Below are 26,037 nucleotides of genomic sequence, written 5' to 3'. Positions count from 1 at the left end.
GTGGGTTTTCCGCGCTCAGAAGTCGGGGTAGAGACGGCCGCGATTGAAGATGCGCGCGGGATCGAAAGCGGCTTTCAGTCCGCGATGAATTTTCATCACGGGCGCGGGCAGCGGCGTGAAGACGCCCGCATTGCGATCGTACGAAGCGCCCGCGCGGAAGATCGTCGCGTGGCCGCCGGCTTGCTTCGCGCTGATGCGCACGGTCTGCGGATCGGTATCGGTGATCCACCAGCGCTGCGCGCCGCCCCATTCCATCAATTGCGCGCCGGGCAGATGCAGCGGTTCGGCAATCGAGGGTAGCGCGAGACGCCAGAGTGCCGCCTTCGGCTCGATCACCGCGAAGAACGGATCGGTCTGTTCGCGCAGGCCGACCCAGAAGCGATCGGCCTCCACTGCATCGACGACTTCGCCGCCGAGCGTCGTGCGCGCCGCCTTCACCGCCGCTTCCGCGCCCGCGAGCCGCAGCGCGAGCGTGCCGTCGCGCCACGCGCTGCCGGTGATCGGCAGCGGATGGCCGCCCCATTCGTTGAGCTTGCGCACGCCGTCGGTGGCGTGCATGTCGAACTTGAGCGTCGCCTCGGCGACGGATTTGGGCAGCACCTTGATCGACAGTTCCAGGATCAGCCCGAGCGTGCCGAGCGAGCCGGCCAAAAGCCGCGAGACATCGTAGCCCGCGACGTTCTTCACCACTTGCCCGCCGAAGTGCAGCACCTGGCCGTGGCCGTTCATCACGACGGCTCCGAGCACGAAGTCGCGTGGCGCGCCGGTCCATGCGCGGCGCGGCCCCGCGATACCCGCCGCGATGCAGCCGCCGATGGTCGCATCGCGCCCGAAATGCGGCGGCTCGAACGGCAGCATCTGGTCGCATTCGCGCAGCGCCGCCTCGACGGCCCGAAGCGGCGTGCCCGCCTTCACGGTGATGACGAGCTCGGCCGGGTCGTATTCGATGATCCCGCTATGTGCGCGCGTATCGAGGATCTCGCCGCGCAGCGTCTGCCCGTACCAGTCCTTCGTGCCGCCGCCCCGGATGCGGACCGGCGTGCTGGTTTCGGTGGCGCGGCGAATCCGTTCCGACCAGCCGGCGACGATGTCGTCGTGTTCCATGGTGTCCGCTTCTCGTGGCTCGTCGATCGATTGTACCGGCCGGTTCAGGCCGCACGACTCGGGTTAAACGTGGATAGCCTGCGGTGTGCCTCACCTCGCTTCAGAAGCGCGGGATCTCGGGATGCGGCAGCAGTCCGCCGCGAATGTGCATCTTGCCGTACTCGGCGCAGCGCGCGCGTGTCGGGATGCCCTTGTCGGGGTTCAGCAGGCCGGGCGGGTCGAACGCGCGTTTCACCGCGTGAAACGCGTCGCGCTCTTCCGGCGAAAACTGCACGCACATCGAATTGATCTTCTCGATGCCGACGCCATGCTCGCCTGTCACCGTGCCGCCCAGCTCGACGCACGTTTCCAGGATGTCGGAGCCGAACGCCTCCGCGCGGTGCCATTCGTCGAGATCGTTGCCGTTGAAGAGAATCAGCGGATGCATGTTGCCGTCGCCGGCGTGGAACACGTTGATACAGCGCAGCGCGTACTTCTTCTCCATCTGCTCGATACGCGCGAGCAGCGGCCCGATCTGGCGGCGCGGCACGGTGCCGTCCATGCAGTAGTAATCCGGCGACATGCGCCCGGCCGCCGGAAACGCGTTCTTGCGACCTGACCAGAATTTGAGCCGCTCGGCTTCCGAGCGCGAAATCTGGATGCGGCTCGCGCCGTTCTCGCGCAGCACGGCCGTCATGCGGACGATTTCCTCGGCCACTTCGTCGTAGGTGCCATCCGATTCGCAGAGCAGGATCGCGGCGGCGTCGAGGTCGTAGCCGGCGTTCACGAATTCCTCGACGGCGCGCGTCGCGGGTTTGTCCATCATTTCGAGACCGGCCGGGATGATGCCCGCCGCGATGATCGCCGCGACCGCGTTGCCGCCTTTCACGACGTCGTCGAAGCTCGCCATGATGACTTGCGCCGTCTGCGGCTTCGGAATCAGCTTGACGGTGATCTCGGTGACGATCGCGAACATGCCTTCGCTGCCGATCAGAACGGCGAGCAGGTCGAGTCCGGGCGCGTCGGGCGCGAGCGAGCCGAATTCGACGATATCGCCTTCCATCGTCACCGCGCGCACGCGCAGCACGTTATGGACGGTCAGGCCGTACTTGAGGCAGTGCACGCCGCCCGAATTCTCGGAGACGTTGCCGCCGATCGTGCACGCGATCTGCGACGACGGATCGGGCGCGTAATAGAGACCGTAGGGCGCGGCGGCTTCGGAGATCGACAGGTTGCGCACGCCTGGCTGGACGGTGGCGGTGCGCGCGTACGGATCGACTTCGACGATCTTCCGGAAACGCGCGAGCGACAGCACGATGCCGTGGCGGATCGGCATCGCGCCGCCCGATAGGCCCGTGCCCGCGCCGCGCGGGACGATCGGCACGTCGAGCCGGAGGCAAATCTGCACGACGCGTTGCACCTGCGCCTCGGTTTCCGGCAACGCCACCGCGAGCGGCAGACGTCGATAGGCGGCGAGGCCGTCGCATTCGTAGGCGGCGGTGTCTTCGTCGCGAAAGAGCAGGCAATGCGTCGGCAGCACGGCCATCAGCGCCTGCACGACTTCGCGCTGGCGCTGTTCGAGCACTTCCGGAGTGAATTCCGTGGGTGCGTTCATATCTCCTCCTGGCGCCTGGTTCTTGAAATGTGCGGTTCGTTGCTCGGGCGTCGATCTGGCGCTCTCAACCGCCGGACCGCGCGCATCACGCCGCGAAGGAAAAGATCTTGCCGGGGTTCATCAGGTTTTTCGGATCGAGCGAATGCTTGATTGCGCGCATTACGCCGACCGCGTCCTCGCCGTGCTCCTCGATCAGAAAGCCCATCTTGTGCAACCCGACGCCGTGCTCGCCCGTGCAGGTGCCGCCCATGCGCAGTGCTCGCTGCACGATCCGGTGATTGATGCGCTCCGCTTCTTCCAGCTCCTCGGGCTTCGCGGGATCGAGCAGCATCGCGACGTGAAAATTGCCGTCACCGACGTGGCCGACGATCGGACACGGCAGCGTCGATTCCTTCAAATCCTGCTCCGTCTCGACGACGCATTCCGCGAGTCGCGAAATCGGCACGCAAACGTCCGTCGTCACCGCACGGCAGCCGGGCTTCAGTTGCAGCATCGCGAAATAGGCCGAATGGCGGGCGTTCCAGAGACGGCTGCGGTCTTCCGGGCGCGTCGCCCATTCGAAGTCAGCGCCCGAATTCTGCGCGACGATCTCCTGCACGATGCCCGCCTGTTCCGCGACACCCGATTCGGAGCCGTGGAATTCGAAGAACAGCATCGGCGATTCGCGGAAGGTGAGGTTCGAGTGGCGGTTGATTGCGCGCACGGCGAGCGAATCGAGGAACTCGACGCGCGCCACTGGCACGCCCATCTGAATCGTTTCGATGACGGCGCGCACCGCATCGCCCATCGACGGGAACGCGCACACCGCCGCCGACACGGCTTCCGGCTGCGGATAGAGCCGCACCGTGATTTCCGTGATGACGCCGAGCGTGCCTTCCGAGCCGACGAAAAGGCGCGTCAGGTCATATCCCGCCGACGACTTGCGCGCGCGTGTGCCGGTCTTGATGACGCGGCCGTCGGCAAGCACCACGGTCAGCGCCAGCACGTTCTCGCGCATCGTGCCGTAGCGCACGGCGTTGGTGCCCGAGGCGCGCGTCGCCGACATGCCGCCGATGCTCGCGTCCGCGCCCGGATCGATCGGGAAGAAGAGGCCGGTGTCGCGCAGCGCTTCGTTCAGCTGCTTGCGTGAAATGCCAGGCTCGACGGTGACGGTGAGGTCCTCGGCGTTAATCGCGAGCACGCGGTTCATCTCCGACAAATCGATCGACACGCCGCCCTGCACCGCGAGCAGATGCCCTTCGAGCGACGAACCGTTGCCGTAGGGAATGATCGGCACGTCGTATTGGCCGCAGAGTTTCACGATCGCCTGCACGTCCTCCGTGCTGCGCGCGAAGACGACGGCGTCGGGCAATTGCGGATCGAACGGGGATTCGTCGCGGCCGTGATGCTCGAGCACGGCGCGCGCGCTCGTCGCGCGATCCCCGAATTGCGCCTTGAGCGCGTCGAAAAGTGCGGCGGGGAAGGGGCGGCGAACGGCCAGCGGCGGGACGGGATGATTCACGGTGTTGTCTCCGGACCTCGGGGCGCTTTGTTCAGTCGCCCGATTATTGGTTGATTTGATTCGAATCGCGCGCGGCACGTGACGAAACCGGCGCGGTTAATCGGTATTTTGAAGTCATTTTACGCCGATAGACCCTCGTCCGCCGGGCATCGGCAGGCTTCATAATGAACGGCTCGATGACGCGCACAACGGAGAGAAACGATGGGCAATCGCCTGAGCAAGATAGCGACGCGCACCGGCGACGACGGCACGACCGGCCTCGGCGACGGCAGCCGCGTGCAGAAGGACGACGCGCGGATTGCGGCGATCGGCGACGTCGACGAACTCAATTCGCAGATTGGCGTGCTGCTGTGCGAACCGCTGCCGGGGAACGTGCGCGCGGCGCTCGTGGATATTCAGCACGATCTGTTCGATCTCGGCGGCGAGTTGTGCATTCCGGGTCATTCGATGATCGAAATGCAGCATCTGGCGCGCCTCGATGCGTGGCTTGCCGATTACAACGCGACATTGCCACCGCTGAAGGAGTTCATTTTGCCGGCGGGATCGCGGGGAGCGTCGCTGGCGCATGTGGCGCGGACAGTTTGCCGGCGGGCGGAGCGGTCGATCGTGGCGCTTGGGAGGGTGGATAAGGTCAACGCGGCGCCGAGGCAGTATGTGAACCGTCTGTCGGATTTGTTGTTTGTGATCGCGCGGGTGCTGAATTGTGTGGATGGTGGCAGCGATGTTTTGTGGGATCACGAGCGGAGGAAGTAGGGGCTCAGGCTTCCCAGTCCTCGACGCGAAGGCTTGGCACTCGGTCGAATTCGCGCGTGTTGTGTGTGACGAGCGTGAGATTTCGGGCGATTGCCTGTCCGGCGATCAGGGTGTCATAGACGCCGATTGGGGTTCCCTTCGATTCGAGCGCCGCGCGAATTCCACCCGCGCTTCGTGCGTCCTCGCAGTCGAAATCGAGCACCTCGAATGGCAGACTTTGGATTTGCGATAGGTTGTGCTCCACGCGCTGTCCCTTGTACGCGCCGAAATACAACTCGTAAGCAACGATCGACGGGATGCCGAAATCATTCGGCTGGTGGTTGGTCATGGTGGCCAGAATGCCTGCGTGTCGTTTGAGCAGTGCGATGATGGCGTTAGTGTCGAGCAAAAATTTCACTTGAAAAAATCCAGTTCCGGGCGATCTTGTTGACGTGCCTGTTCGGTCGCGGCCTTGACGAAGTCTTCATCGACTTCACCAGTGATGTCATCCAGCCATGCCCAGTCATTCGCGATGGGTTCGAGGATCACGGCGTTCCCGTGCCGCCGAATGCGGACTTCGTTCGCGTCGAAGCGAAATTCCTTGGGCAAACGCACAGCCTGCGATCGACCCGACCAAAAAAGTTTTGCGTTCATGATCACTCCAATACGGTATATATCAAAAGGATATACCTACATTGCATGCGCTTCAACTCGTCGCACAAACTGCGACAAAAACCCTCATTCAACGCTCCCTTAAAAGATGTAGCATTTGTGCATCTTATAAAAGGAGAAGCACGAATGACCGCACTGACCACCGACCAGATCGCCCGCGTGAAGGCCACCGCGCCCGTCCTCGCCGAGCACGGCGCGACCATCACGACGCATTTCTACAAGCGCTTGTTTGCCAACCAGCCCGAGCTCAAGCACCTGTTCAACCAGGCGCATCAGCAAAGCGGCGGACAACCGCAGGCGCTGGCCCGCGCGGTCTATGCCTATGCGGCGAACATCGACAACCTGGGCGCGCTCGGCGGCGCCGTCGCACATATCACGCAGAAGCACGCGAGCCTGAATATCCGCGCCGAGCATTACCCGATCGTTGGCGAGAACCTGCTGGCGGCCATCTCCGAAGTCCTCGGCGATGCCGTCGATCAACCCACGCTGGACGCCTGGGCCGCCGCGTACGGGCAACTTGCCGGCATCCTGATCGGCGCCGAGCAGAAGCTCTACGACGGCGCGGCATGGAGCGGCTTCCGTCCGTTCGCCGTGGTGCGCAAGGAAATGGAGAGCGACGAGATCACGTCGTTCTATCTGAAGCCGTCGGATGGCGGGAAGCTGCGCGATTTCGCGCCCGGCCAATACGTCAGCGTGAAGCGGTTCGTGAACGAGATCGGCGTCGTTCAGCCGCGCCAGTATTCGCTCTCCGATGCACCGAACGGCCAGTATCTGCGGATTTCGGTCAAGCGCGAGCGTCCCGTCGGCCTTCCTGCCGGGCATGTGTCGAACGGTCTGCATGATGGCGTAGAAGTCGGATCGATCGTCGAGGTGAGCGCACCGATGGGCGAATTCTTCCTTGATCGCACGAAAACGACGCCCGTCGTCCTGATGAGCGGCGGCGTTGGCATCACGCCAATGGTGTCGATGCTTGCGTCGCTCGTCGCCGAAGGCAGCAAGCGGCAAGTCGCGTTCGTGCATGCGTGCCGGCACGGCGGCGTGCACGCGTTCAAGCATTGGGTGAACGACATCGCGTCGAAACATTCGAACGTCACGCGCGCGGTGTTCTACGAAGCCGTGCGTCCGGAGGACCGCGAGGGCGCGGACTTCGACTTCCACGGACGCATGGATTGGGCGCAGTTCGTCAGCCAGGCGCTTCTGCCCGATGCCGATTACTACATCTGCGGCCCGGTCGCGTTCATGCGCGGGCAGATGGCCGCGCTGCACGCCGCGGGCATCCACGCCGAACGGATTCACACTGAAATCTTCGGCGCGGGCATGCTGGAATAAGCCGCATCGAAAGAAAAGGGGCTGCGAAACTCGCAGCCCTTTCTTGCTTAAGCAAGCGCCGGTCAGTTCCCGCCGCCGCGCGCCACGCGCCGCTGCTTGACGCTTTCGGCAAGCCCTTCCAGTACCTTCACGCTCTCTTCCCAGCCGATGCACGCATCGGTCACGCTCTGTCCATAGGTCAGTTCGCAACCTTCCTTGAGATCCTGCCGCCCCGCGACGAGATGCGATTCCACCATCACGCCGACGATCCGCTCGTCGCCGCCCGCGATCTGCCGGCCAATATCCTCGCAGACCGGAATCTGGTTCTCATGCTTCTTCGAGCTGTTCGCATGGCTCGCGTCGATCATCAAACGCGCCGCCAAACCCGCCTTGCCGATGTCGCTGCACGCGGCGTTCACACTTTCCGCGTCGTAGTTCGGCGCCTTGCCGCCGCGCAGGATGATGTGGCAGTCCTCGTTGCCGGCCGTCGAGACGATCGCCGAGTGGCCACCCTTCGTCACCGAGAGGAAATGGTGCGGCTGCGATGACGCCTTGATCGCATCGACGGCGATCTTCACGTTGCCGTCCGTGCCGTTCTTGAAGCCGACCGGGCACGACAGCCCCGACGCCAGTTCGCGATGCACTTGCGATTCCGTCGTGCGCGCGCCGATCGCGCCCCACGAGATCAGGTCGGCGATGTACTGGGGGCTGATCATGTCGAGGTATTCGGTGCCAGCGGGGAGTCCGAGTTCGTTGATGTTCAGCAGCAGCTCACGCGCGGTGCGCAGGCCCTCGTTGATCTTGAAGCTATTGTCCATGTGTGGGTCGTTGATGAGCCCTTTCCAGCCGACCGTCGTGCGCGGTTTTTCGAAGTAGACGCGCATCACGATTTCCAACTCGCCCGCGAAGCGCTTGCGCTGTTCGATCAGCCGTCCGGCGTATTCCATCGCGGCTTTGGGATCGTGGATCGAGCACGGCCCGACGATGACGATCAGGCGGTCGTCCATGCCGTGCAGGATGCGGTGCATCGACTGCCGGGCGGTGTAGATCAGTTCCGACACGGATTCGCCGAGGGCGAATTCGCGAATCAGGTGAGCGGGCGGGGTCAGTTCTTTCAATTCGCGGATACGGACGTCATCAGTGTTATGCGGGGGCATTTCGTTTCTCCAGGAGCGCGTTGCTGCGTACTTTTTGCCAGGCGGGGAGGCGAAAAAAAACCGCCAGACTCGGCTGGCGGTTTTTCGGGAATTTCGGGTTTTGCTTACCTACGACTCACCCCTCTCGATCCGCCAGCGGCTTGAGATGCCAAAAGAAATAAAAATAAAACTTGGCGGACATGGCGGTTTCGGGTGGTTCGTGAAAATCAGGTGATTGCCTTTATAACCTCAATCATGCACGACTGACAAGTCGGCGCACGGTAAAACGCGGATTATCCGCACGGTCAGAACAAAAATCGCAGGAAACGAGAATGGATCATGCGGGAACGCCGCATGATCCAGAGTCATCAGACCGTTCCACCGACCGTCATTTTTTCGATGCGCAGCGTCGGCTGGCCGACGCCCACCGGCACGCTCTGGCCTTCCTTGCCGCACACGCCGACGCCGCTATCCAGCGCCATATCGTTGCCGATCATCGTCACGAATTTCAGCGCTTCCGGCCCGCTGCCGATGAGCGTCGCGCCCTTGACCGGGTAGCTGATCTTGCCGTTCTCGATCATGTACGCTTCGGACGCCGAGAACACGAACTTGCCGTTGGTGATATCGACCTGACCGCCGCCGAAATTCACCGCGTACAGCCCGTTTTTCACCGACGCCAGAATTTCGCCCGGGTCCTTGTCACCGTTGAGCATGTAGGTGTTCGTCATGCGCGGCATCGGCAGGGCGGCGTACGACTCGCGGCGCGCGTTGCCGGTCACCGGCATCTTCATCAGGCGGGCGTTCAGCGAATCCTGGATGTAGCCCTTCAGGATGCCGTCTTCGATCAGCGTCGTGCACTGCGTCGGGTTGCCTTCGTCGTCGATATTGAGCGAGCCGCGGCGATTCGGCAGCGTGCCGTCATCGACGACCGTCACGCCTTTCGCCGCCACCCGTTCGCCGATCCGCCCCGCGAACGCAGACGATCCCTTGCGGTTGAAATCGCCCTCCAACCCGTGGCCGATCGCTTCGTGCAGCAGGACGCCCGGCCAGCCCGGCCCGAGCACGACGGTCATCGCGCCCGCCGGAGCCGGCCGCGCTTCGAGGTTCACGAGTGCGGCGTGCACCGCGTCATCAACGTATTTCGACAACACTTCGTCCGTGAAATAGCCGTAGTCGAAGCGGCCACCACCGCCGCCGCTACCGATTTCGCGGCGTCCGTCGTGCTCGGCGATCACCGTGACGGAGACGCGCACGAGCGGGCGGACGTCGGCGGCGAGCGCGCCGTCGCTGCGTGCAACCAGCACGACGTCGTATTCGCCCGCGAGGCCCGCCATGACCTGGACGATGCGCGGATCGCGGCCGCGCGCCATCTTCTCGACGCGTTCGAGCAATTTCACCTTGGCGGTGGCATCGAGCGAGTGGAGCGGATCGGCGGGAAGGTAGAGGTCGCGGCCGGAGACGCCGGTGAGCGAACTCGCCGACTTGATCTTGTGCTTGCCGCCGCCCGCCTTCGCGATCGCGCGCGTGGCGATGGCCGCCTGACGGATCGACTCGGGCGAGAGGTCGTCGGAATAGGCGAATGCCGTGCGATCGCCGGACACGGCGCGCACGCCGACGCCCTGATCGATGCTGAAGCTGCCTGATTTGACGATGCCCTCTTCAAGGCTCCATGCCTCGCTGCGGGTCATCTGGAAGTAGAGGTCCGCGTAATCGACCTTGTGCGTGAAGATTTCGGCGAGCGTGCGCGTGATGAGCGCCTCGTCGAGCCCATAGGGCGTGAGCAGAACGTCTTTCGCGGTGACGAGATTGCGGATGCCGGGTTCGATGATGTTCATGCGGTGCCTGTGGCTATATCGGTGACGTGTGTTGAAGTGTGTTGAATATTCTAACGTCGGTGTCTGGGGAGCTATCTGCGGGGTAGAAAGCGCGCTTTCAAGCTCGTTACGTGTTCAGCCTAGCACGCGATGGCGGTACGCCGGCAGGCTCTGCCGCACGGACGCGATGCGCGCCGGCTCGATCTCGCCGGCCACGACGCCCGCGCCTTCCTCGCGCACGTCGATGATTTCGCCCCACGGATCGATCAGGATGGTGTGGCCCCATGTGCGGCGGCCGTTCTCGTGCTTCCCGCCCTGCGCGGCGGCGAGCACATAGCACTGGTTTTCGATGGCGCGTGCTTTCAGCAGCGTTTCCCAGTGCGCTTTACCCGTGGTGTAAGTAAACGCAGAAGGAACGACGATCAACGCGCAGTCGCCCATCTTTCGATACAGCTCGGGAAACCGCAGGTCGTAGCAGACCGAGAGCCCGACGCGTCCGAACGGCGCCTCGAATGTGCGCACTTCGCCGCCGGGGCAGATGGTGCGGGCTTCGTCGAAGGACTCTTCGCCCTTTTCGAAATTGAACAGATGAATCTTGTCGTAGCGCGCGGCTTGCTTGCCGGCGGGATCGAAGACGAGCGTCGTATTCAGCACGCGCGCGGGTTCGGGCGACTCCAGCGGCATCGTCCCGCCGATCACCCACACGCGATGCTCGCGCGCGGCATCGGCCAGGAATTGCTGGATCGGGCCGTGGCCGGGCGTTTCGCGGATGGCGAGCTTGTCGGTGTCCTTGAAGCCCATGAAGCAGAAGTATTCGGGCAGCAGCACGAGTTGCGCGCCGTCGCGCGCGGCCTCGGCGATCAGCCGGCCCGCCTCGGCGAGATTGCGCTCGCGATCCGGCGTGCTGACCATTTGCAGCGCCGCGACCCTGAACGGCCCGGCGTGGTGTTCGCTTGATCTTTCGCTCATGTCTGCCTGCGGTGAATGCGTCTGATGCGTCGGAAGCCGGTGAAACGCGACGCTGTCAGCCTCAGTCGGTGACAGCGGCGGCAGGAGTTTCGATCTTACCCTGATCGCCCTTCACCCGCTGAATGACCGGTTTCGACCACGTGCCGGTGATCGCGTAGTCGCGCGCGAACGCCTTGCCGATCGATTTCGACAGCACCAGGTCCCCCGCCAGCGTCGCCAGGCCGAGCAGCGGATTGATGACCGCCGCGCCGATCGCGACCGCGCCGGCGCTGATCGTCGGGATCACGAGGGCGTGGAGGTCCTGGGTCTGCGTCGGCAGGTTGACCATGCCCTTCAGCTCAACGCGCGCGGGCGAGGTGACCATCGCGAAATTGTCGGTGCGGACGATGCCGTCGTCGATTTTCGCCGTCCCGGTGATGCGGTCGAACGGCAGCCCCTTGCCGACGACGTCCTGGAAATTCAGCGTAAGCAGATGCGCGAGACTTTGCAGGCTCAGGATGCCGAGCAGCTTCGCCGCGCCCGCGTTCACCTTCAGGATCTGGCCGTGGCGCAGGTCGACGGCAAGCGCCCCGTCCAGCGTCGGCAGGTCCACGGCGGTCGGGCCGCCGCCCCAAGCCGCGTTGCCGGAAATCGTGCCGCTGCCCGCGTTGACCGTGCGCGGCAGGCCGAAGCGGTCGAGCAGGGCGCCCGCGTCCTTCACGTCGAGCTTGAAATCGAGCGCGGTGCGGCGCGGAGTGGTGTCGTTGGGTTTGTCGTCGCCATCGTCGTCGGTTTCGGCGGACGTGAACGCGCGCCAGTTCGCTGTTGCGGCGAGCGTCGCGTCCGGGTTGGCCAGTTCGAACTTGTCGAGCGACCACACCGGCATGCCGTGATCGACGCTGTTGTGCGCATCGACTTCGAGCCGTCCGATCGGCCGTCCTCGCACGACGACTTCATTCACGATCAGATCGATCGACGGCACATTGCGCGGCGGCCGGCGGATCGTCGGCCCGGCGAGTTCGCCCTCCGATTTGTCCGGAATCACGACCTGCGTGAAGCGCGCCTGCAACGCGCCGGGGCTGTCGCGGATCGCGCCGGGCGTCCACGCGACCTGTCCCGTCACCTGATCCGACGCGATATTCGCCTGCCACTTGCGGTTGTCCTCGCTCGCATCGACGACGATGTTTTGCCAGCGTCGGCTGAGCAGCTTGAGCGTCGTGAGATGCAGCGCGACGCGAGTCGGGATGAACTGTCTGACGTTTTCGTTCATCGGTGGTTTTGGCGCGGCGACGGCGGACTGCGTTGCGGGCGGCGGCGTGAATTCCGTGATGAACTTGCGCCAGGCGTCGGCATCGAGTTCGTCGAGATCGATCGCGGCCGTTACGCCTTGCGGCGGCAGATCGGCCGGCTTGTTCACGCCGATCGCGCCGCGCACCACGTTCAACTGCGCTTTCCCCGTCTGCTGCAACAGGTAGTGCGCCTTCACGGGGCCGAGCGTGACATTCGCGTCGTGACGCCCGGCCGGGCCGTCCGTGGCCGGCTCGAAGCGGACGGCGAACGGCATCGGCGTTCCTTGCGGTTTCGCGAACGGCGCCGGAAAGTCGAGACCGAGGCCGGTCAGATCGGACGTTGCCTCGATGCGCGGCAGCGCGTTCTTCATGCCGCGCACGTGCATTTCGTAAGGCGCCGTGCCGCTGACGTGCTTTAGAACCTGCGTGATCTGCGGACTGATGCGCACGTTGAGCCCCTTCGCCGCATCCGCGCCGATGCGCCCGTTCACGTTCAGCGCGTAGCTGCCGTCCGGCTTCACGCCGCCGGTTCCACGCACGTCGCCGCCGAGAAAGCGCCCGGTGAGATTGTCGAGCGTGACGCTTTTCTGGGCGAAGCTCGCACGTCCGCGCACGTGCGAGAGCGGCGGCAGGTTCGCGTAGGCGACTTCGTTGTCGGCGAAGGTGAGCGAGCCTTCGTAATCGACGTGCGGCTTTGGCAGCCGGATGCGCGGCAGGCCGAGCTTGAGCGCGAGCGTGGCGTCGCCGGTCGCGCGGATCTTGCGCGTCGCGTGCTTTGCCATGATGCCGAGCGAGCTGTCGTCGACGTACTGGAGCATGTCCGCGAGCGGCCCGCGCGCCTGCCCGTCGATCAGCAACAGCGACTCGCGATTGCCCGTATCCTCGATGCGCCCGGTCGTCTTCGTGATCGCGACGTTGCGATAGTGCGCGCGGTCGATGTCGAAGCGCAGCTTGTTCTGTGCCATCTGGAACTTGCCGCTGATGCCGTCGAAGCCGGGCCAGAAGTTCGGCGTGCCGTTCAACATTTTGCGCGGCGGGTAGGGCGTCGGATCGAACTTGCCGCCGGTAAACGGCGCCTCGATGCGGAAGATGCCGGCATCGGGAAACTTCGTGTACGGGAAGCGGGTCAGGTCGCCGTGCACTTCGATCGTGCCGTTGCGCGACACGCCCGCCTGCAGCGCGTGTCCCAGATAGACGCGCACGCGTTCGTTAAGCGACGTCGGCAGGTAGCGCACGAGGCTCGTCACCTTCACGCGCGCGACCTTCGCCTTCAGATCGAGCGTGCCTCGTCCGTGGCCCTGGTTCCAGTAATAGGCGGTTGCTTCGCCCTCGGCGTCGGCGTTCTTCACGCGCAGCGTTTCGACGCGCACCGTGAACGCACGGCGCGGCTCGCCGGGCGCGGGCGCATCGGCGATGGTCCAGGCGGCGCGCCCTTCGAGCGTATCGAAGGTGAGGCGCGGATCGTCGAAGGCGCCGGGGATCGTCACGGCGGCATTCTTCGTATCGATCGTGATCGAGCCTTGCGTCTGGTCGGCGTCGATCTTGCCCCACAGGTTTTCAACGCCTGGAATCCCCGCGCGCGGGTGGTTGTTCGCCGTGAGCCCCGGCGGCGGCTCCTGCGCCTGCACGCTGATGCCCTGCAAGTCGCCCTTGACCGTGTATCTCAAAACCGGCAGCGCTTCGCCTTTTGCCTGCAGTTCCTTGGCTTGCTCGTCGGTTTTCGGCGCGACGCGTTCCGTTTGCAGCGTGAAATCGGCGATCTGCCCTTGCGGATTGAACAGCACGAGTTGCGTGAGCACCTTGCGCGGCAGCGGCAGCGCGCGGGCGAATTCCGCGAGTATCCCCAAATCGATGACATCGCCCGATACACCGAACAACTGTCCGCGCTGCGCTGACGCCGCCCGGTACTTCGCCGTCAGTGTTTTCGATTCGAGGAGGCGCGCGACCGCTGTGCCATCGGCGAGCGGCGCTTGACCGAGTTCCGCGTGCAGGTCGGAGAGATGCAGCGTGTACTCGGTGTCGTCCTTCGCGAGCGTCCATCCGAACTGCGCAACCGGCAGATCGAGCCGCGGCTGCGTCGGCCGCACGCGCAGCGCGATGTTGCCGCCCGTCAGGTCGCCGCTTGCGCTTTGCAGCATGCCGCCCGCGAAGTTCAGCCAGATCTCGTTGTCGATGCGGCCGCTGTACATCTCGAACGGGATCTTCACGTACCGCGCGAGCATCGGCAGATCGACCGGGCCGGTCGTCACGTAGGCGCGGCCGGTCCAGTGCGCCGGAACGCCGATCGCCGAGAACGGCTGATGGCGGAAATCCGCGCGAAAGTCGAGCGGGCCGTGGAGCACGTCGCCGTCGGCGGGGGCCTGCAAAGCGAGCCGGTGACGGATGCCGTCGTTGAACACAGCGAGCCGGATGCGCTTCAGCGCGATCTCGGGCGCCGCGCGCTCGGCGTCACGCCAGCGTAGCGTGCCGTCGTGCAGCACGATGGTCTGCTGCTTGAGGAGCCATGTCATGAAGGCGCTTTCGCCGGTGCGCCGCGTCGGGATCGGCACGCCCGCCACGCTCAGCGATCCATTGGCCGCGCGCGCGATGATGACGTCGGGGCCATCGACGGTGAGGTTCGCGAGCGTCGGCGCGAAGCTGAACAGGGAGCGCCACGAGAGGCTCGCGCTCGCGTGCGGGACGGCCAGGCCGGGCGTGCCGTCGGGGCCGTCGATGCGCAGGTTGTCGATATCGAGCACGGGCTCCATCCCGGACCAGCGCGCAGTGAGCCGGCCGATGTGCAACTGCGCGTGAATCTTCGACGAGACGAGTTGTTCGATGCGCGGCCTGAAGCCATCGATTTGCGGAAGGACGGCGTAGCGCAGTCCGAGATAGAGGCCCGCCACCGCGAAATACAGCGCGATGGCCAGCACGAGGATGATGCGGGAGACGCGTGAAATCACGCGCTCGGCATTGCCGCGGGGCTTCGCTTGTCCAACTTCGAGAGGGTCGACGGATTCCTTGCTGTCGGACATGCTGCGGCGTTTCGGCGATATGGTAGTTTTGCGTGTTTGACGTTCAAATCGTAACACAGGGTATCGCGCTCACGGCTGGGCGCGGGCTCTGCCAACCTGCCGCAAAGCCAAGCCAGACGGCGTTCGACGCGTTTCGCGGCAGGTCTTCCTGCAAGCACCCGACAGCATCTCACCGGGTGCCGCCTTTTCTGAAGCAACGAGTGAAGCAACGAGCGAGCCTGACTTCCCATGACTCAAGCAGCGACCCCGGCAACATTGCGTAGTACAGCCTATTCCAACTATGCCGCGCGCGCGTACGCTGCGCGTCCGGATTTGCCCGCGCAGGTCGCGCTATGGGCATCGGTGCCGATCACTCGCGGCTGGATCGAATCGCGTCTGGATGCGCTCTGCGGCACTTGTTCGGGCGACGGCGTGCTCAACGAAGCAGCGCTGAAAACCGCGTTGAGGCGCCTGCGCACCGAGGTGTTCTGCACGGTGATGGAGCGCGATCTCGCGGGCGAGGCCGATGTCGCCGAGGTCACGGGCGCGATGACCGATCTCGCTGAAGTCACCGTCCAGCGGGCGCTCGCGGTGTTGTCGGCCGATCTGGAAGTGCTCTTCGGCGAGCCGCGCGGACCGGAAGGCGAGCGGCTGACACTCGGCGTCGTCGGGATGGGGAAGCTCGGCGGGCGCGAGTTGAATGCGTCGTCGGATATCGATCTGATCTTCGTTTATGAGGAAGACGGCGAGACGGCCGGCGGCCAGCGCGCGCCGCTCACCACGCAGGAATTCTTCACACGGCTCGGACGCCGGTTGATCGGAGCGCTCGCGGAACTCACGCAGGATGGCTACGTGTTTCGCGTCGACATGCGGCTTAGGCCGAATGGCGATTCCGGTCCGCTCGTGTGCAGCCTCGGCATGCTGGAGGAATATTTCTACGTGCAGGGTCGCGAGTGGGAGCGGTATGCGTGGATCAAGGGTCGGCTCGTCTCCGAGGGCGAAAGCGAATCGGCGCGGCGGCTCGCGAAGCAGCTCGACGCGATCGTCACGCCGTTCGTGTACCGACGCTATCTCGATTACGGCGTGATCTCGGCGATCCGCTCGCTGCATCTGCAGATTCGACAGGAAGCGCAGCGGCGCGCGTCGATGCGTCCCGACAAGGCCGACGACATCAAGCTCGGGCGCGGCGGCATCCGCGAAATCGAGTTCAGCGCGCAGGTGTTTCAGTTGATCCGAGGCGGACAGGCCGCTGAATTCCGCATTCGTCCGACGCTTGCCGTGCTCGAGCGGGCGGCGGCGCATGGGCTGATTGCGACGGCGGTGCGCGCGGCGTTGAGTGAGGCGTATCTGTTTTTGAGGACGGTCGAGCATCGGCTGCAGTATCGCAACGACGCGCAGACGCATGCGATGCCCGTCGCCCCCGACGAGCGCGCGTTGCTCGCGGAGTCGCTCGGGTTCGCCGATTACGCCGCGCTGATGACGAAGCTCGATGCGCATCGTGAACTCGTCGAAGAACAGTTCGACGAGATCTTCGCGGACAAGGTCAGCGGGCAGGGCGGCTGCGGTGTGGCGGAGGATTCGGCGGCGTCGTGGATCTGGAGCAGCGCGCTCGCCGACGACAGCGCTGGCGAGGAACTCGTCGCGCGGCTGGCCGGGCTTGGCTTCACCGATCCGGCTGCGTTGCTCGCGCGGCTGATAAGCGTCTGGAATTCGACGCGCTATCTTGGATTGCCGTCGAAGAGCCGCGAACGCTTCGATATCGTCGCGCAGCGCGCGCTGGAAGCGGCGCAGTCGATCGAGCCGGCCGCGCGGCGGGGTGACACGATTACGCGTCTTTTTGATTTGCTCGAAGCGGTGAGCAAGCGCGGGGCGTATCTCGCGCTGCTCACCGAGTATCCGGCGGCGCTGGATCGGGTGCTTTCCGTTTTGGGTGGCTCGCGCTGGGCGGCGGGGTATTTGATCCGCCATCCGCAATTGCTCGATGAATTGCTCGACGACGAAGCGATTGCCAGTCCGTTCGATTGGCCCGAGTTCAAGCGCTCGCTGCGCGCGCGGCTTGCTGTCGCCGATGGCGCCGAACAGCAGATGGACTTGCTGCGGCATGCGCATCAGGCTGAAGTGTTCCGGATTCTTCTGATCGATCTGGCGGGGCGCCTCACGGTTGAGCATGTGAGTGATCGGTTGTCCGAGCTGGCGGATGCGGTTTTGGACGTAACGGTCGAGACGGTGTGGAAGCATTTTCCGAAGCGGCATCTGGAAGTGCCGAGGTTCGCTGTGATCGCTTATGGGAAGTTGGGTGGGAAGGAACTCGGTTATGCGTCGGACCTCGATCTGATCTTTCTCTACGACGATCCGGATGACGCTGCTTCGGATGTTTATGCGATGTTTGCTCGGCGGCTTGTGACTTGGCTCACGACGGCGACTGGGGCTGGGACGCTTTTCGATGTTGATTTGCGGTTGCGGCCGAATGGGGAGTCGGGGCTTCTGGTGACGAGCTTGCAGTCGTTTCGCGCGTACCAGATTCGCGAAGGCGACGCGGCAAATACAGCCTGGGTTTGGGAGCATCAGGCGCTTTCCCGAGCGCGTTATAGCGCGGGCGATTCCGCGATTGGCGAGGCGTTTGAGGCGATTCGGGCTGAAGTGCTCGTTGCGCCGCGTGAGGCCGGGGCGCTGGCTAAGGAGATTGTGGCGATGCGCGAGCGTGTGGAGGCAGGCCATCCTAATCGGACCGCGCTTTTTGATCTGAAGCACGATCGCGGTGGAATGGTTGATATCGAGTTCATCGTGCAGTTTTGGGTGCTGCTGCATTCGCGCGAGCATCGGGAATTTGTGCGTAATGCGGGGAATATTTCGCTATTACGGATCGCGGCGCAGTGCGGGCTTATGTCGACCGAGGAAGCGGAGACGGTTGGGGCGGCTTATCGGGTTTATCGGAAGATGCAGCATAAGCTGAGGCTGGATGGGATGGAGAAGGCGAGGGTTGAGGCGGAGTTAGTGGCTGCGGAAAGGGAGGCAGTTACGCGGCTTTGGGAAAGGGTTTTTGGCGGGATTTTGGCTGCTGCTGTAGCGGGCTGAATTAGGCCGTTCCCACGCGGTAACTGAGGATGTGGGAGGCGCTCTGTCCTTGACCGTTCTATTACGCTGCACCAGTCTCGCCGAGACGCGAGCGTTTTATGATTTAGTATTTGGATTCGGCGTCATTGAGTCTGCAGATAAATGCGATCAAGATAAACAAGCAGGGCGGTAAATTGTTATTTAGGGAAATCTGGCAAAGACTTTTCTTACTTTGCTTTCTGCAATCTTGGTCGTATCAATCACCTTTTCAGAAAATGTAGTTGACACAGCAAATGCGAATTTATTGGCACTGGGTGCAATGATTGTTTGTTGGATAATGCTGTTGGTCGCAATAGTAGCTTGCGGCGTTGGACTTGTGTTTATAGCGCGAGCCGCAAATATTGTCCTATATATGCCCAAATCGGATCATTTGCCTGCGGAGCTTTGGTCGGTAGGCTGTTTTGTGACAGCGGACATAACATTCGTATTCGCTCTGCTCGCCATGAGCATTGCAGGCATTACTTCGTTGCTGAATAAGCGACAAGCACGGAAGAATACGACTGAGGTCAGCTAAGTGCGTTTGCAGGCATTTTGTCCGAAACCAAGCTTTGCCCACAACGCTCGTACGAACGGCCGTTGTGCCCTTGAGATTTGCCCTTTGGGTTCCGCTGCGTCGAAGGGCTGAAGTGGGTCGAATCGAGCCGCTTGTCGAGATCGAAGACGACAGCCGTAGACGTTCCAGTCGCAAAATCAAAAAATCTGACTCGTCGTGAGCACGGCATTTTCCAAAAATTAATTGAAATTCTCACAATTCGCAGACTCTCAACCACGCCTAAATCCGAACTCCAATAAATCCCTTATGCCGCCAACATCTCCCTCGCATGCTTCCTCGTAGTAGCCGTAATCTCAATCCCTCCCAACATCCTGGCGACTTCCTCCACCCGTTTCGCTTTGTCTAGCGGCGTAACGGTGCTCACAGTGCCGCCATTCGCATCCCCGGCCTTGGCAACTTGAAAATGCTGATCCCCACGCGCCGCAACCTGGGGAAGGTGCGTAACGCACAAAACCTGCCGATCTCGCCCCAACTGATGCAATAGCCGCCCGACGACCTCTGCCACAGAACCTCCAATCCCCGTATCAACCTCATCGAAGATCAGCGTAGGCGTAGGACTCGCGGTGCTCGCAATCACCGCAAGCGCCAGACTAATCCGCGCCAATTCGCCTCCCGAAGCCACCTTAGCAAGCGGCCGAAGCGAAACCCCAGCATGTCCCGCAACCCGAAACTCGACCTGTTCAAGCCCGCTAGCCCCGCCTTCCGCCAACGGTACAAGCGCGACTTCAAAGCTGCCGCCTGCCATCGAAAGCTCCTGCATCCCCACCGTAACCGCGGCCCCAAGCGCCTTCGCAGCCTTGGCCCGCGCCTTCGACAGCGCCTTCGCCTCCGCGAGATACGCGTCCTTACCCTTCGCCTCCGCCGCCCGCAATCCATCCAGATCCGCCGCAGCATCAAGCCGAGCAAGCTGCTGCCGACGCGCCTCATGCTCCTCCGGCAACGCTTCCGGCTGCAAACGAAACTTGCGCGCCGTCGAATGCAACTGGTCCATCCGCTTCTCAACCTGCGCTAACCGATCCGGATCGAGCTCCAGCCGCTGAGCATAATGCGACAGCGAATACGCCGCCTCCTGCAACTGAATTTCCGCCGGCTCCAGCGAAGCCAGTACATCGGAAAGCGCCGGATCGATATCTGCAAGCCCACGCAGCTTGGAAGTGATCGCAGCAAGCTGAGTAATCATCGCGTCATCCGATTCGGAGAGTGCGTCGAGCGCGCTCTGCACGCCGTCGATGAGACTCGCCGAATGCGACAGCCGATGATGCTCCGCGCTCACATCCTCCCACTCGCCCGGCTGCGGCGAAATCTTGTCGAATTCGCTCAGTTGCCACGCGAGCCGCTCGCGCTCCAACTGCAACTCGCGATCGCGGCTCTGCGCCGTCTCCACTGCCTGCGCCGCGTCACGCCACGCGCGATACGCACGCGTCACCGACGCAGCCGTCTCGGTAAGCCCAGCATGGGTATCGAAGAGTTCGCGCTGCGCATCGGGCCGCATCAGCAGTTGATGCGCGTGCTGCCCGTGGATATCGACCAGCATCTCGCCGACTTCGCGCAATTGCGTGAGCGTCGCGGGCGTGCCGTTGATAAACGCGCGCGACCGCCCGTTCGAGTCGATCACCCGGCGCAGCATCACCGTGTCCGCTTCTTGCGCGGCCAGCGCGTGCTCTTCAAGCCAGCGGAAAACTGCCGCGTGCGTCGAAAATTCAGCAGTGATGTCGGCGCGCGCCTCGCCCGTGCGCACGACGCTCGCGTCGCCGCGCGCGCCCAGCGTGAGGGCGAGGGCATCGATGAGAATGGATTTGCCAGCGCCGGTTTCACCCGAAAAAACCGTGAAGCCGCTGTCGAATTCGAGGTCGAGCGCGGCGACGATGACGAAGTCGCGAATCGAAAGATGACGGAGCATGAATGGGGGCGTGAAGGAGTGACGCGCGTGCGCGTTCAGGGATTCGAAGCGTCGGCCTGCGACGGATGCTCATGCCAGTGGAGCTTCTTCCTGAGCGTCGCGAAGTGGCTGTAGCCGACCGGATGCAGCACCGGCACCGTATGGCGCGAGCGGCGCACCTCGATCGTGTCGTTCAGTTCGAGCGCGGTGAACGACTGCATGTCGAAGTTCACGTTCACGTCGCGCCCGCCGATGATCTGGATATCGACCTTGGAATCGTCGGGCAGCACGATCGGACGGTTCGACAGCGAATGCGGTGCGATCGGCACGAGCACGAAGCCCTGCAACTCGGGATGCAGGATCGGCCCGGCGGCGGACAGGGCGTAGGCGGTCGAGCCGGTCGGCGTTGCGACGATCAGGCCGTCGGAGCGCTGGTCGTACATGAAATGGCCGTCCACGGACACGCGCAGTTCCGTCATGCCCGAAAAGCCGCTGCGGTTCACGACGACGTCGTTGAACGCCAGCGCGTGATAAATCGGCTTGCCACCGCGCACAATGCGCGCTTCGAGCAGGCTGCGTTCTTCGCGCTCGAAGCTTCCGCCGAGCATCTGCGGGACGAGTTCGTGCATCTGCGCGAGCGAAATATCCGTGATGAAACCGAGCCGCCCGTGATTCACGCCGATCAATGGCGTCTTGTACGGTGCAAGTTGCCGGCCGAAGCCGAGCATCGTGCCGTCTCCGCCGAGCACCACCGCGACGTCCGCGCGCGCGCCGATCTCGGCGGTGGACAGCGCCGGATAGCGCGTCACGCCGACCTCTTTCGCAGTCTGCGCCTCGAACACGACCTCGAAGCCCTGACCCGCGATCAACTCGGCGAGCGAGGTCAGCGGCGCCTCGATGCCGGGCGTGTTGGTGCGCCCTACGAGCGCGACGGTCTTGAATTGGCTGCCAATTTCCATGCCGGCATTACAACATAGGTTAAGGGCGAAAAGAACCGTGGGCGAACCCGCCCGCGGCATGCACGGCGCTTATATATTGTTTGTCGATAGAATGGAGCGCATCCTGAGTTCGGTGGCACACAGCGCGCGCCCTTGCGGCCCCGGGCGCGCACGCCGTTCAATGACGCGTTGAGCTAAAATTTCCTCATGCTAGACCCACGTGCACAAACCCTCCTCAAGACGTTGATCGAGCGCTACATCGCTGAAGGTCAGCCGGTGGGTTCGCGCACGCTGTCACGTTATTCCGGTCTCGAGCTGAGCCCGGCCACGATTCGCAACGTGATGTCGGATCTGGAGGAGCTCGGTCTCGTCGCGAGTCCGCATACGTCGGCGGGACGCATTCCCACGCCGCGCGGCTATCGCGTCTTCGTCGACACCATGCTGACTGTAGAGGCGCCCGAAGACGAGGCGATGACCACCGCCGTCAAGACGCGCCTGCAAGGCCAGGAACCGCAGAAGATCGTCGCTGCGGCGGCGAGCGTGCTGTCGAGCCTGTCGTCGTTCGCGGGGGTGATCCTGACGCCGCGCCGCAGCCACATGTTCAAGCAGATCGAGTTCATGCGCCTGTCGGACAAGCGCATCCTGCTCATCATCGTGACGCCGGAAGGCGATGTCCAGAACCGCATCATGGCGACGCAGCGCGATTATTCGCCGTCGCAACTGACCGAGGCGTCGAACTACATCAACGCGCACTTCGCCGGCCTGTCCTTCGACGAAGTGCGCCGCCGTCTTCGCGAGGAAATCGACCAGTTGCGTGGCGACATGACCACGCTGATGCACGCAGCGGTAGCGGCGAGCACCGACACAACCGATCCCGGCGACACCTTGCTGATATCCGGCGAGCGCAATCTGCTGGAAGTGGCGGACCTTTCGTCCGACATGGCGCGGCTGCGCAAGCTTTTCGACGTGTTCGACCAAAAGACGAGTCTCCTGCAACTGCTCGACGTATCGAGCCACGCGCAAGGCGTGCAGATTTTCATCGGCGGCGAGTCGAATCTCGTGCCGATCGAGGAAATGAGCGTGGTCACGGCGCCATATGAGGTGAACGGCAAGATTGTCGGCACCCTCGGCGTGATTGGGCCGACGCGCATGGCCTACAACCGCGTGATCCCGATCGTCGACATCACCGCGCGGCTGCTTTCAATGTCGCTCAGTCAGCAATAGACGCGCCGGCTTTGGGGCTATCTTCACCCGCCGTGCGGCGTTCCGCCACTAGGCCGTTCGGCCGATGATGCGCCGCGACCCGCGCCGCTATAATGGCCTTCACTCCACGACGCCCCTTATCCGGCCGCCTTCTCCATGCGTTTCGACCTCGAGTTGCCCTCGCAGCATGCCGCCTCGCATCGCGTCGCCGTGCTGCTGATCAACCTCGGTACGCCTGACGCGCCGACGCCCCGGGCCGTGCGCAAATATCTCGCGCAGTTTCTGTCCGATCCGCGCGTGGTCGAGATTCCGGCTGTCGTGTGGCAGTTGATCCTGCGACTCGTGATTCTGCCGTTTAGGAGCCGCGCGTCGGCTAAGAAGTACGCGCAGGTCTGGATGCCGGAAGGCTCGCCGTTGCGCGTCTACACAGAGCGGCAGGTCGAGCAGTTGCGGCGTCTGTTCGCCGCGAACGACTATCAGGTAATCGTCGAGTACGCGATGCGCTACGGCACACCGGGCATCCCCGCGATGCTGAACCAGTTGAAGTTGGAAGGCGCCGAGCGCGTGCTGCTCGTGCCGATGTATCCGCAATATTCGTCATCGACCACGGCCACCGCCTTCGACGACGCCTTTACCGCGCTCAAGCGGGTGCGCAATCAGCCGGAAATCCGCACGATCCGTCATTACGCCGACCATCCGGCCTATATCGGCGCGCTCGCCGAGCAGATACGCGATTACTGGCGGCATCACGGCCACCCGGATTTCGCCGCGGGCGACAAACTCGTGCTGAGTTTTCATGGCGTGCCCAAGCGCACGATGGATCTCGGCGATCCGTACCACGACCAGTGCCAGCAGACCGGTTCGCTGCTCGCGGCGGCACTTGGGCTTACACCGGTCGAATGCCGCATCACGTTCCAGTCGCGTTTCGGACGCGCGGAGTGGCTGCAGCCGTACACCGCGCCTACCCTTGCCGAACTCGGCGCGGGCGGCGTGAAGCGCGTGGACGTGTTCTGCCCGGGCTTCACCGCCGATTGTCTGGAGACGATCGAGGAAATCGGCATCGAAGTGCGCGACGAATTCCTGCACGCGGGCGGCAAGGTGTTTCACCGCATTCCGTGCCTGAATGCTTCGCCGGCGTGGATCAAGGCGCTCGGCGAGATCGTTGCGCAACATCTGCAGGGCTGGCCGGTTCAGGCGGTGCAGCCATTGAGCGCGGTCGCCTGACACATTAGCCAGAGAAAATGATCCACAAGATTTCGACTGAACCCGGCGCGCGTCTTCGCATCGACAAATGGCTTTGGGCGGCGCGCTTCTTCAAAACACGTTCGCTCGCGAGCGATGCCGTCGAAAAAGGCCGTGCGCGGATTAACGGGGCGAACGTGAAACCGTCAAAGGACGTGCGCGTCGGCGATATCGTCGAGATCGACATCGACCGGCTTATCTGGCAAGTGGAAGTACTGGGAATCTGCGACGTGCGCGGACCGGCGACTGTCGCGCAGACGCTCTACGCTGAAACGCAGGACGGCCGGGAAAAGCGGCAGGCGGAAACGGAGCGGCGCAAGACGTATCGCGAGCCGGCGGCCGGACTACAGGGCCGGCCGACCAAGCGCGACCGGCGCACTATCGACAAAATTTCGGGTCCGGATTGAAAAGCTGCTCCACCGTGGCGTGAATCCCGCCGTATTCGGTGTTGCGCGCCGTGATGGTGCCGGACATGCAGATGGTCGTGGTTCCCGCAACAAGTACCAAGGCGACCACCGCGATAGCAAAGGTCAGTTTCATGGTACCCCCAGGTAACGGGCGAAACGGGCAAGGGCTTGAGCGGGTTGAAATGCTTTCGTAGGGTTAGGGTTAACCTGCGCGGACGAAAGCCTCAACGAAGTGTAGGCGAGCAACGCCATCGGCTCAATCTGAAAGTTATTTTTGATGTCAAAGTTTGTTACGGTGCGTTAAGTCGTCCGTCGAATAGGTCGGAAAAATCCCGCACAGGGCCTTGAAAACGCCTGCCCACACCCAAAATGGGCGGTTAGCGCGGAAACAGTGCGTACGCGTGCGTTTCCGTAGTTGTTTTTTTGCAACGTGACCCGGTGTTTTTTGCCTCGCGTTCGCATCGGAATCAACCGAATCAACCTTCAGCCAATATTTAGCGACATGGAAAACACGCAAGAGAATTCAGCGAGCCAGAACCCCACGCCCGCCGACGACACAGCGCGCCAGGCCGCGGACGCCACCGGCGCCAACAACAACGCGCAAGCGGCAGAGCCGACGGCGCCTGAAGCCGTCGACGTCAACGAAACCGCGGCGCAGCTCGCCGAGGCGCAAGCCAAGGTCGCGATGCTTCAGGAAGAATTTCTGCGCGCGAAGGCCGAGACGGAGAACGTTCGCCGCCGCGCTCAGGAAGATGTGCAGAAGGCGCACAAATTCGCGATCGAAAACTTCGCGGAGAATCTGCTGCCGGTGCTCGACAGTCTCGAAGCCGCGCTTGCCGACAACTCGACCGACATCGCAAAGGTGCGTGAAGGCGTCGAACTGACGTTGCGCCAGTTGACCGGCGCGCTGGAGAAAGGGCGCGTGATCGCGCTGAATCCGGTCGGCGAGAAGTTCGATCCGCATCGCCATCAGGCGATTTCAATGGTGCCGGCCGAGCAGGAAGCGAATACCGTCGTGAACGTGCTGCAGAAGGGTTATGTGATCGCAGATCGCGTGCTGCGTCCGGCGCTCGTTACCGTCGCTGCGCCGAAGTAAGCCGCGCTCGCCGATATGGCCGACGTCCCGGTCGAAGGCACTGCGTTCTCCGTCTTCGAGATGCAGGAACTGAGCGCCGACACGTTCGACGCCGGGCTGGCATTGGCGGGCGAGGAATTGGCGGTCGTGTTCTTCTGGGGCGTGGATTGTTACAACTGCGAAATCGCGAAAAAGGCGATGGTCGCCAAGCCCAACGAAATCCGTGCGCTAGGCCTGAAGTGGTTCCACAGCAATGTCTACGAACATCGCGAACTGGGACGCCGCTTCATGCTGCATGGCGTGCCCACGTGGTTTTTTTTCCACCGCGGCAGGCGTCTCGGCCGTGCGACCGGCTGGCACGGCCTCGGCCAGTTCGAGGCTGCCGTTTCGGCGGCGCGCGCGAAGATCGGCGCGCTTGAAGCCAAGCACGCGACCGGCCCGGCGTCATAGGCAAAAAATAAAGACCGCATCGCATTCGGGGTCTTGAAATCGATGCGAACGCACTTATGTTGCGTACAGGTATGAATTCTGGGCG

The 26,037-nt window shown here is 63.3% G+C and carries 20 protein-coding genes; 8 read left to right on the top strand and 12 right to left on the bottom strand.

Going from position 1 to position 26,037, the window contains the following annotated elements; translation table 11 throughout:
• Window positions 1-15: 15 nt before the first annotated feature.
• The 3 genes from glcE to AWB65_RS01585 form a co-directional block, all read right to left on the bottom strand.
• On the bottom strand, window positions 16-1,104 hold the full coding sequence (gene glcE, locus AWB65_RS01595; protein ID WP_087665459.1) for a glycolate oxidase subunit GlcE: 1,089 nt from the start codon (window positions 1,102-1,104) through the stop codon (window positions 16-18).
• Window positions 1,105-1,204: 100 nt separating this feature from the next.
• Window positions 1,205-2,698: an FAD-linked oxidase C-terminal domain-containing protein gene (locus AWB65_RS01590; RefSeq protein WP_087665458.1), complete on the bottom strand. Its 1,494-nt coding sequence runs from the start codon at window positions 2,696-2,698 to the stop codon at window positions 1,205-1,207.
• An 85-nt stretch (window positions 2,699-2,783) separates the two neighbouring features.
• Complete coding sequence (locus tag AWB65_RS01585; RefSeq protein WP_087665457.1) at window positions 2,784-4,199, bottom strand: FAD-binding oxidoreductase; 1,416 nt, start codon at window positions 4,197-4,199, stop codon at window positions 2,784-2,786.
• Window positions 4,200-4,400: 201 nt separating this feature from the next.
• Between AWB65_RS01585 and AWB65_RS01580 the strand changes: the two genes are divergently transcribed.
• On the top strand, window positions 4,401-4,952 hold the full coding sequence (locus AWB65_RS01580) for a cob(I)yrinic acid a,c-diamide adenosyltransferase (RefSeq protein ID WP_087665456.1): 552 nt from the start codon (window positions 4,401-4,403) through the stop codon (window positions 4,950-4,952).
• A 4-nt stretch (window positions 4,953-4,956) separates the two neighbouring features.
• Here the strand turns inward: AWB65_RS01580 and AWB65_RS01575 are convergent, their stop codons facing one another.
• Together AWB65_RS01575 and AWB65_RS01570 are read right to left on the bottom strand one after the other, a co-directional pair.
• The gene (locus AWB65_RS01575; RefSeq protein ID WP_087665455.1) at window positions 4,957-5,349 is read right to left on the bottom strand and encodes a type II toxin-antitoxin system VapC family toxin; all 393 of its coding nucleotides are present in this window, start codon (window positions 5,347-5,349) and stop codon (window positions 4,957-4,959) included.
• The gene (locus tag AWB65_RS01570) at window positions 5,346-5,585 is read right to left on the bottom strand and encodes an antitoxin (protein ID WP_374729724.1); all 240 of its coding nucleotides are present in this window, start codon (window positions 5,583-5,585) and stop codon (window positions 5,346-5,348) included. The genes AWB65_RS01575 and AWB65_RS01570 overlap by 4 nt, the downstream gene beginning before the upstream one ends.
• A gap of 144 nt (window positions 5,586-5,729) precedes the next feature.
• Here AWB65_RS01570 and hmpA point away from each other — a divergent pair, with 144 nt between their 5' ends.
• Window positions 5,730-6,932, top strand: coding sequence for an NO-inducible flavohemoprotein (hmpA, locus tag AWB65_RS01565; RefSeq protein WP_087665454.1), 1,203 nt, complete (start codon window positions 5,730-5,732; stop codon window positions 6,930-6,932).
• Window positions 6,933-6,994: 62 nt separating this feature from the next.
• Here hmpA and aroG read toward each other — a convergent pair whose 3' ends face one another.
• The 4 genes from aroG to AWB65_RS01545 all read right to left on the bottom strand — a co-directional run bounded on the left by aroG (window position 6,995) and on the right by AWB65_RS01545 (window position 15,112).
• Entirely contained in the window at window positions 6,995-8,068 is a 1,074-nt protein-coding gene (gene aroG / locus AWB65_RS01560; protein ID WP_087665453.1) for a 3-deoxy-7-phosphoheptulonate synthase AroG, read from the bottom strand.
• Window positions 8,069-8,415: 347 nt separating this feature from the next.
• The gene (tldD, locus tag AWB65_RS01555) at window positions 8,416-9,882 is read right to left on the bottom strand and encodes a metalloprotease TldD (RefSeq protein WP_087665452.1); all 1,467 of its coding nucleotides are present in this window, start codon (window positions 9,880-9,882) and stop codon (window positions 8,416-8,418) included.
• 114 nt (window positions 9,883-9,996) lie between these two features.
• A complete protein-coding gene (locus tag AWB65_RS01550) occupies window positions 9,997-10,830 on the bottom strand; it encodes a carbon-nitrogen hydrolase family protein (RefSeq protein WP_087665451.1) in 834 nt (277 codons plus the stop codon).
• A 61-nt stretch (window positions 10,831-10,891) separates the two neighbouring features.
• The gene (locus AWB65_RS01545) at window positions 10,892-15,112 is read right to left on the bottom strand and encodes a YhdP family phospholipid transporter (protein ID WP_087665450.1); all 4,221 of its coding nucleotides are present in this window, start codon (window positions 15,110-15,112) and stop codon (window positions 10,892-10,894) included.
• 228 nt (window positions 15,113-15,340) lie between these two features.
• Here AWB65_RS01545 and glnE point away from each other — a divergent pair, with 228 nt between their 5' ends.
• On the top strand, window positions 15,341-18,166 hold the full coding sequence (gene glnE, locus AWB65_RS01540) for a bifunctional [glutamate--ammonia ligase]-adenylyl-L-tyrosine phosphorylase/[glutamate--ammonia-ligase] adenylyltransferase (RefSeq protein ID WP_087665449.1): 2,826 nt from the start codon (window positions 15,341-15,343) through the stop codon (window positions 18,164-18,166).
• An 836-nt stretch (window positions 18,167-19,002) separates the two neighbouring features.
• On the opposite strand, the gene recN is transcribed toward glnE, so the two are convergent.
• Together recN and AWB65_RS01530 are read right to left on the bottom strand one after the other, a co-directional pair.
• Window positions 19,003-20,658 carry a DNA repair protein RecN gene (gene recN, locus AWB65_RS01535; protein ID WP_087665448.1) on the bottom strand — a complete coding sequence of 552 codons (1,656 nt, stop codon included), beginning with the start codon at window positions 20,656-20,658 and terminating at the stop codon, window positions 19,003-19,005.
• A 35-nt stretch (window positions 20,659-20,693) separates the two neighbouring features.
• The gene (locus tag AWB65_RS01530) at window positions 20,694-21,656 is read right to left on the bottom strand and encodes an NAD kinase (protein ID WP_235007469.1); all 963 of its coding nucleotides are present in this window, start codon (window positions 21,654-21,656) and stop codon (window positions 20,694-20,696) included.
• Window positions 21,657-21,782: 126 nt separating this feature from the next.
• Here AWB65_RS01530 and hrcA point away from each other — a divergent pair, with 126 nt between their 5' ends.
• The 3 genes from hrcA (at window position 21,783) to AWB65_RS01515 (ending at window position 24,427) form a co-directional block, all read left to right on the top strand.
• Window positions 21,783-22,799 (top strand): heat-inducible transcriptional repressor HrcA, encoded by a 1,017-nt coding sequence (gene hrcA / locus AWB65_RS01525; RefSeq protein WP_087665446.1) that lies wholly within the window; start codon window positions 21,783-21,785, stop codon window positions 22,797-22,799.
• Window positions 22,800-22,934: 135 nt separating this feature from the next.
• The gene (hemH, locus tag AWB65_RS01520; RefSeq protein ID WP_087665445.1) at window positions 22,935-24,002 is read left to right on the top strand and encodes a ferrochelatase; all 1,068 of its coding nucleotides are present in this window, start codon (window positions 22,935-22,937) and stop codon (window positions 24,000-24,002) included.
• 17 nt (window positions 24,003-24,019) lie between these two features.
• The gene (locus tag AWB65_RS01515; RefSeq protein WP_087665444.1) at window positions 24,020-24,427 is read left to right on the top strand and encodes an Hsp15 family ribosome-associated heat shock protein; all 408 of its coding nucleotides are present in this window, start codon (window positions 24,020-24,022) and stop codon (window positions 24,425-24,427) included.
• On the opposite strand, the gene AWB65_RS36610 is transcribed toward AWB65_RS01515, so the two are convergent.
• Window positions 24,399-24,560 carry a hypothetical protein gene (locus AWB65_RS36610; RefSeq protein ID WP_181505500.1) on the bottom strand — a complete coding sequence of 54 codons (162 nt, stop codon included), beginning with the start codon at window positions 24,558-24,560 and terminating at the stop codon, window positions 24,399-24,401. The two genes, AWB65_RS01515 and AWB65_RS36610, sit on opposite strands and share 29 nt — an antisense overlap.
• Window positions 24,561-24,929: 369 nt before the next feature.
• Here AWB65_RS36610 and grpE point away from each other — a divergent pair, with 369 nt between their 5' ends.
• Together grpE and AWB65_RS01505 are read left to right on the top strand one after the other, a co-directional pair.
• The gene (gene grpE, locus AWB65_RS01510; RefSeq protein WP_087665443.1) at window positions 24,930-25,523 is read left to right on the top strand and encodes a nucleotide exchange factor GrpE; all 594 of its coding nucleotides are present in this window, start codon (window positions 24,930-24,932) and stop codon (window positions 25,521-25,523) included.
• 15 nt (window positions 25,524-25,538) lie between these two features.
• Window positions 25,539-25,952, top strand: a complete 414-nt coding sequence (locus AWB65_RS01505) for a thioredoxin family protein (RefSeq protein WP_087665442.1) — start codon at window positions 25,539-25,541, stop codon at window positions 25,950-25,952.
• Window positions 25,953-26,037 lie beyond the last annotated feature (85 nt).

The organism is Caballeronia humi (genome assembly GCF_001544475.1).
GTDB classification, from domain to species: Bacteria; Pseudomonadota; Gammaproteobacteria; order Burkholderiales; family Burkholderiaceae; genus Caballeronia; species Caballeronia humi.
The sequence above is the reverse complement of the archived record's forward strand: the minus strand, read 5'-3'. Positions and strand labels throughout refer to the sequence as shown.

What these genes read in the sequence shown, in the direction of transcription:
- AWB65_RS01580 (WP_087665456.1), top strand. Translation starts at nt 4,401, where the DNA reads ATGGGCAATCGCCTGAGCAAGATAGCGACGCGCACCGGCGACGACGGC.
- recN (WP_087665448.1), bottom strand. Translation starts at nt 20,658, where the DNA reads ATGCTCCGTCATCTTTCGATTCGCGACTTCGTCATCGTCGCCGCGCTC.
- AWB65_RS36610 (WP_181505500.1), bottom strand. Translation starts at nt 24,560, where the DNA reads ATGAAACTGACCTTTGCTATCGCGGTGGTCGCCTTGGTACTTGTTGCG.
- AWB65_RS01505 (WP_087665442.1), top strand. Translation starts at nt 25,539, where the DNA reads ATGGCCGACGTCCCGGTCGAAGGCACTGCGTTCTCCGTCTTCGAGATG.
- AWB65_RS01590 (WP_087665458.1), bottom strand. Translation starts at nt 2,698, where the DNA reads ATGAACGCACCCACGGAATTCACTCCGGAAGTGCTCGAACAGCGCCAG.
- AWB65_RS01530 (WP_235007469.1), bottom strand. Translation starts at nt 21,656, where the DNA reads ATGCCGCGGGCGGGTTCGCCCACGGTTCTTTTCGCCCTTAACCTATGT.
- glnE (WP_087665449.1), top strand. Translation starts at nt 15,341, where the DNA reads ATGACTCAAGCAGCGACCCCGGCAACATTGCGTAGTACAGCCTATTCC.
- tldD (WP_087665452.1), bottom strand. Translation starts at nt 9,882, where the DNA reads ATGAACATCATCGAACCCGGCATCCGCAATCTCGTCACCGCGAAAGAC.
- grpE (WP_087665443.1), top strand. Translation starts at nt 24,930, where the DNA reads ATGGAAAACACGCAAGAGAATTCAGCGAGCCAGAACCCCACGCCCGCC.
- AWB65_RS01545 (WP_087665450.1), bottom strand. Translation starts at nt 15,112, where the DNA reads ATGTCCGACAGCAAGGAATCCGTCGACCCTCTCGAAGTTGGACAAGCG.
- AWB65_RS01570 (WP_374729724.1), bottom strand. Translation starts at nt 5,585, where the DNA reads ATGAACGCAAAACTTTTTTGGTCGGGTCGATCGCAGGCTGTGCGTTTG.
- hemH (WP_087665445.1), top strand. Translation starts at nt 22,935, where the DNA reads ATGCGTTTCGACCTCGAGTTGCCCTCGCAGCATGCCGCCTCGCATCGC.
- hmpA (WP_087665454.1), top strand. Translation starts at nt 5,730, where the DNA reads ATGACCGCACTGACCACCGACCAGATCGCCCGCGTGAAGGCCACCGCG.
- AWB65_RS01515 (WP_087665444.1), top strand. Translation starts at nt 24,020, where the DNA reads ATGATCCACAAGATTTCGACTGAACCCGGCGCGCGTCTTCGCATCGAC.
- hrcA (WP_087665446.1), top strand. Translation starts at nt 21,783, where the DNA reads ATGCTAGACCCACGTGCACAAACCCTCCTCAAGACGTTGATCGAGCGC.
- glcE (WP_087665459.1), bottom strand. Translation starts at nt 1,104, where the DNA reads ATGGAACACGACGACATCGTCGCCGGCTGGTCGGAACGGATTCGCCGC.
- aroG (WP_087665453.1), bottom strand. Translation starts at nt 8,068, where the DNA reads ATGCCCCCGCATAACACTGATGACGTCCGTATCCGCGAATTGAAAGAA.
- AWB65_RS01550 (WP_087665451.1), bottom strand. Translation starts at nt 10,830, where the DNA reads ATGAGCGAAAGATCAAGCGAACACCACGCCGGGCCGTTCAGGGTCGCG.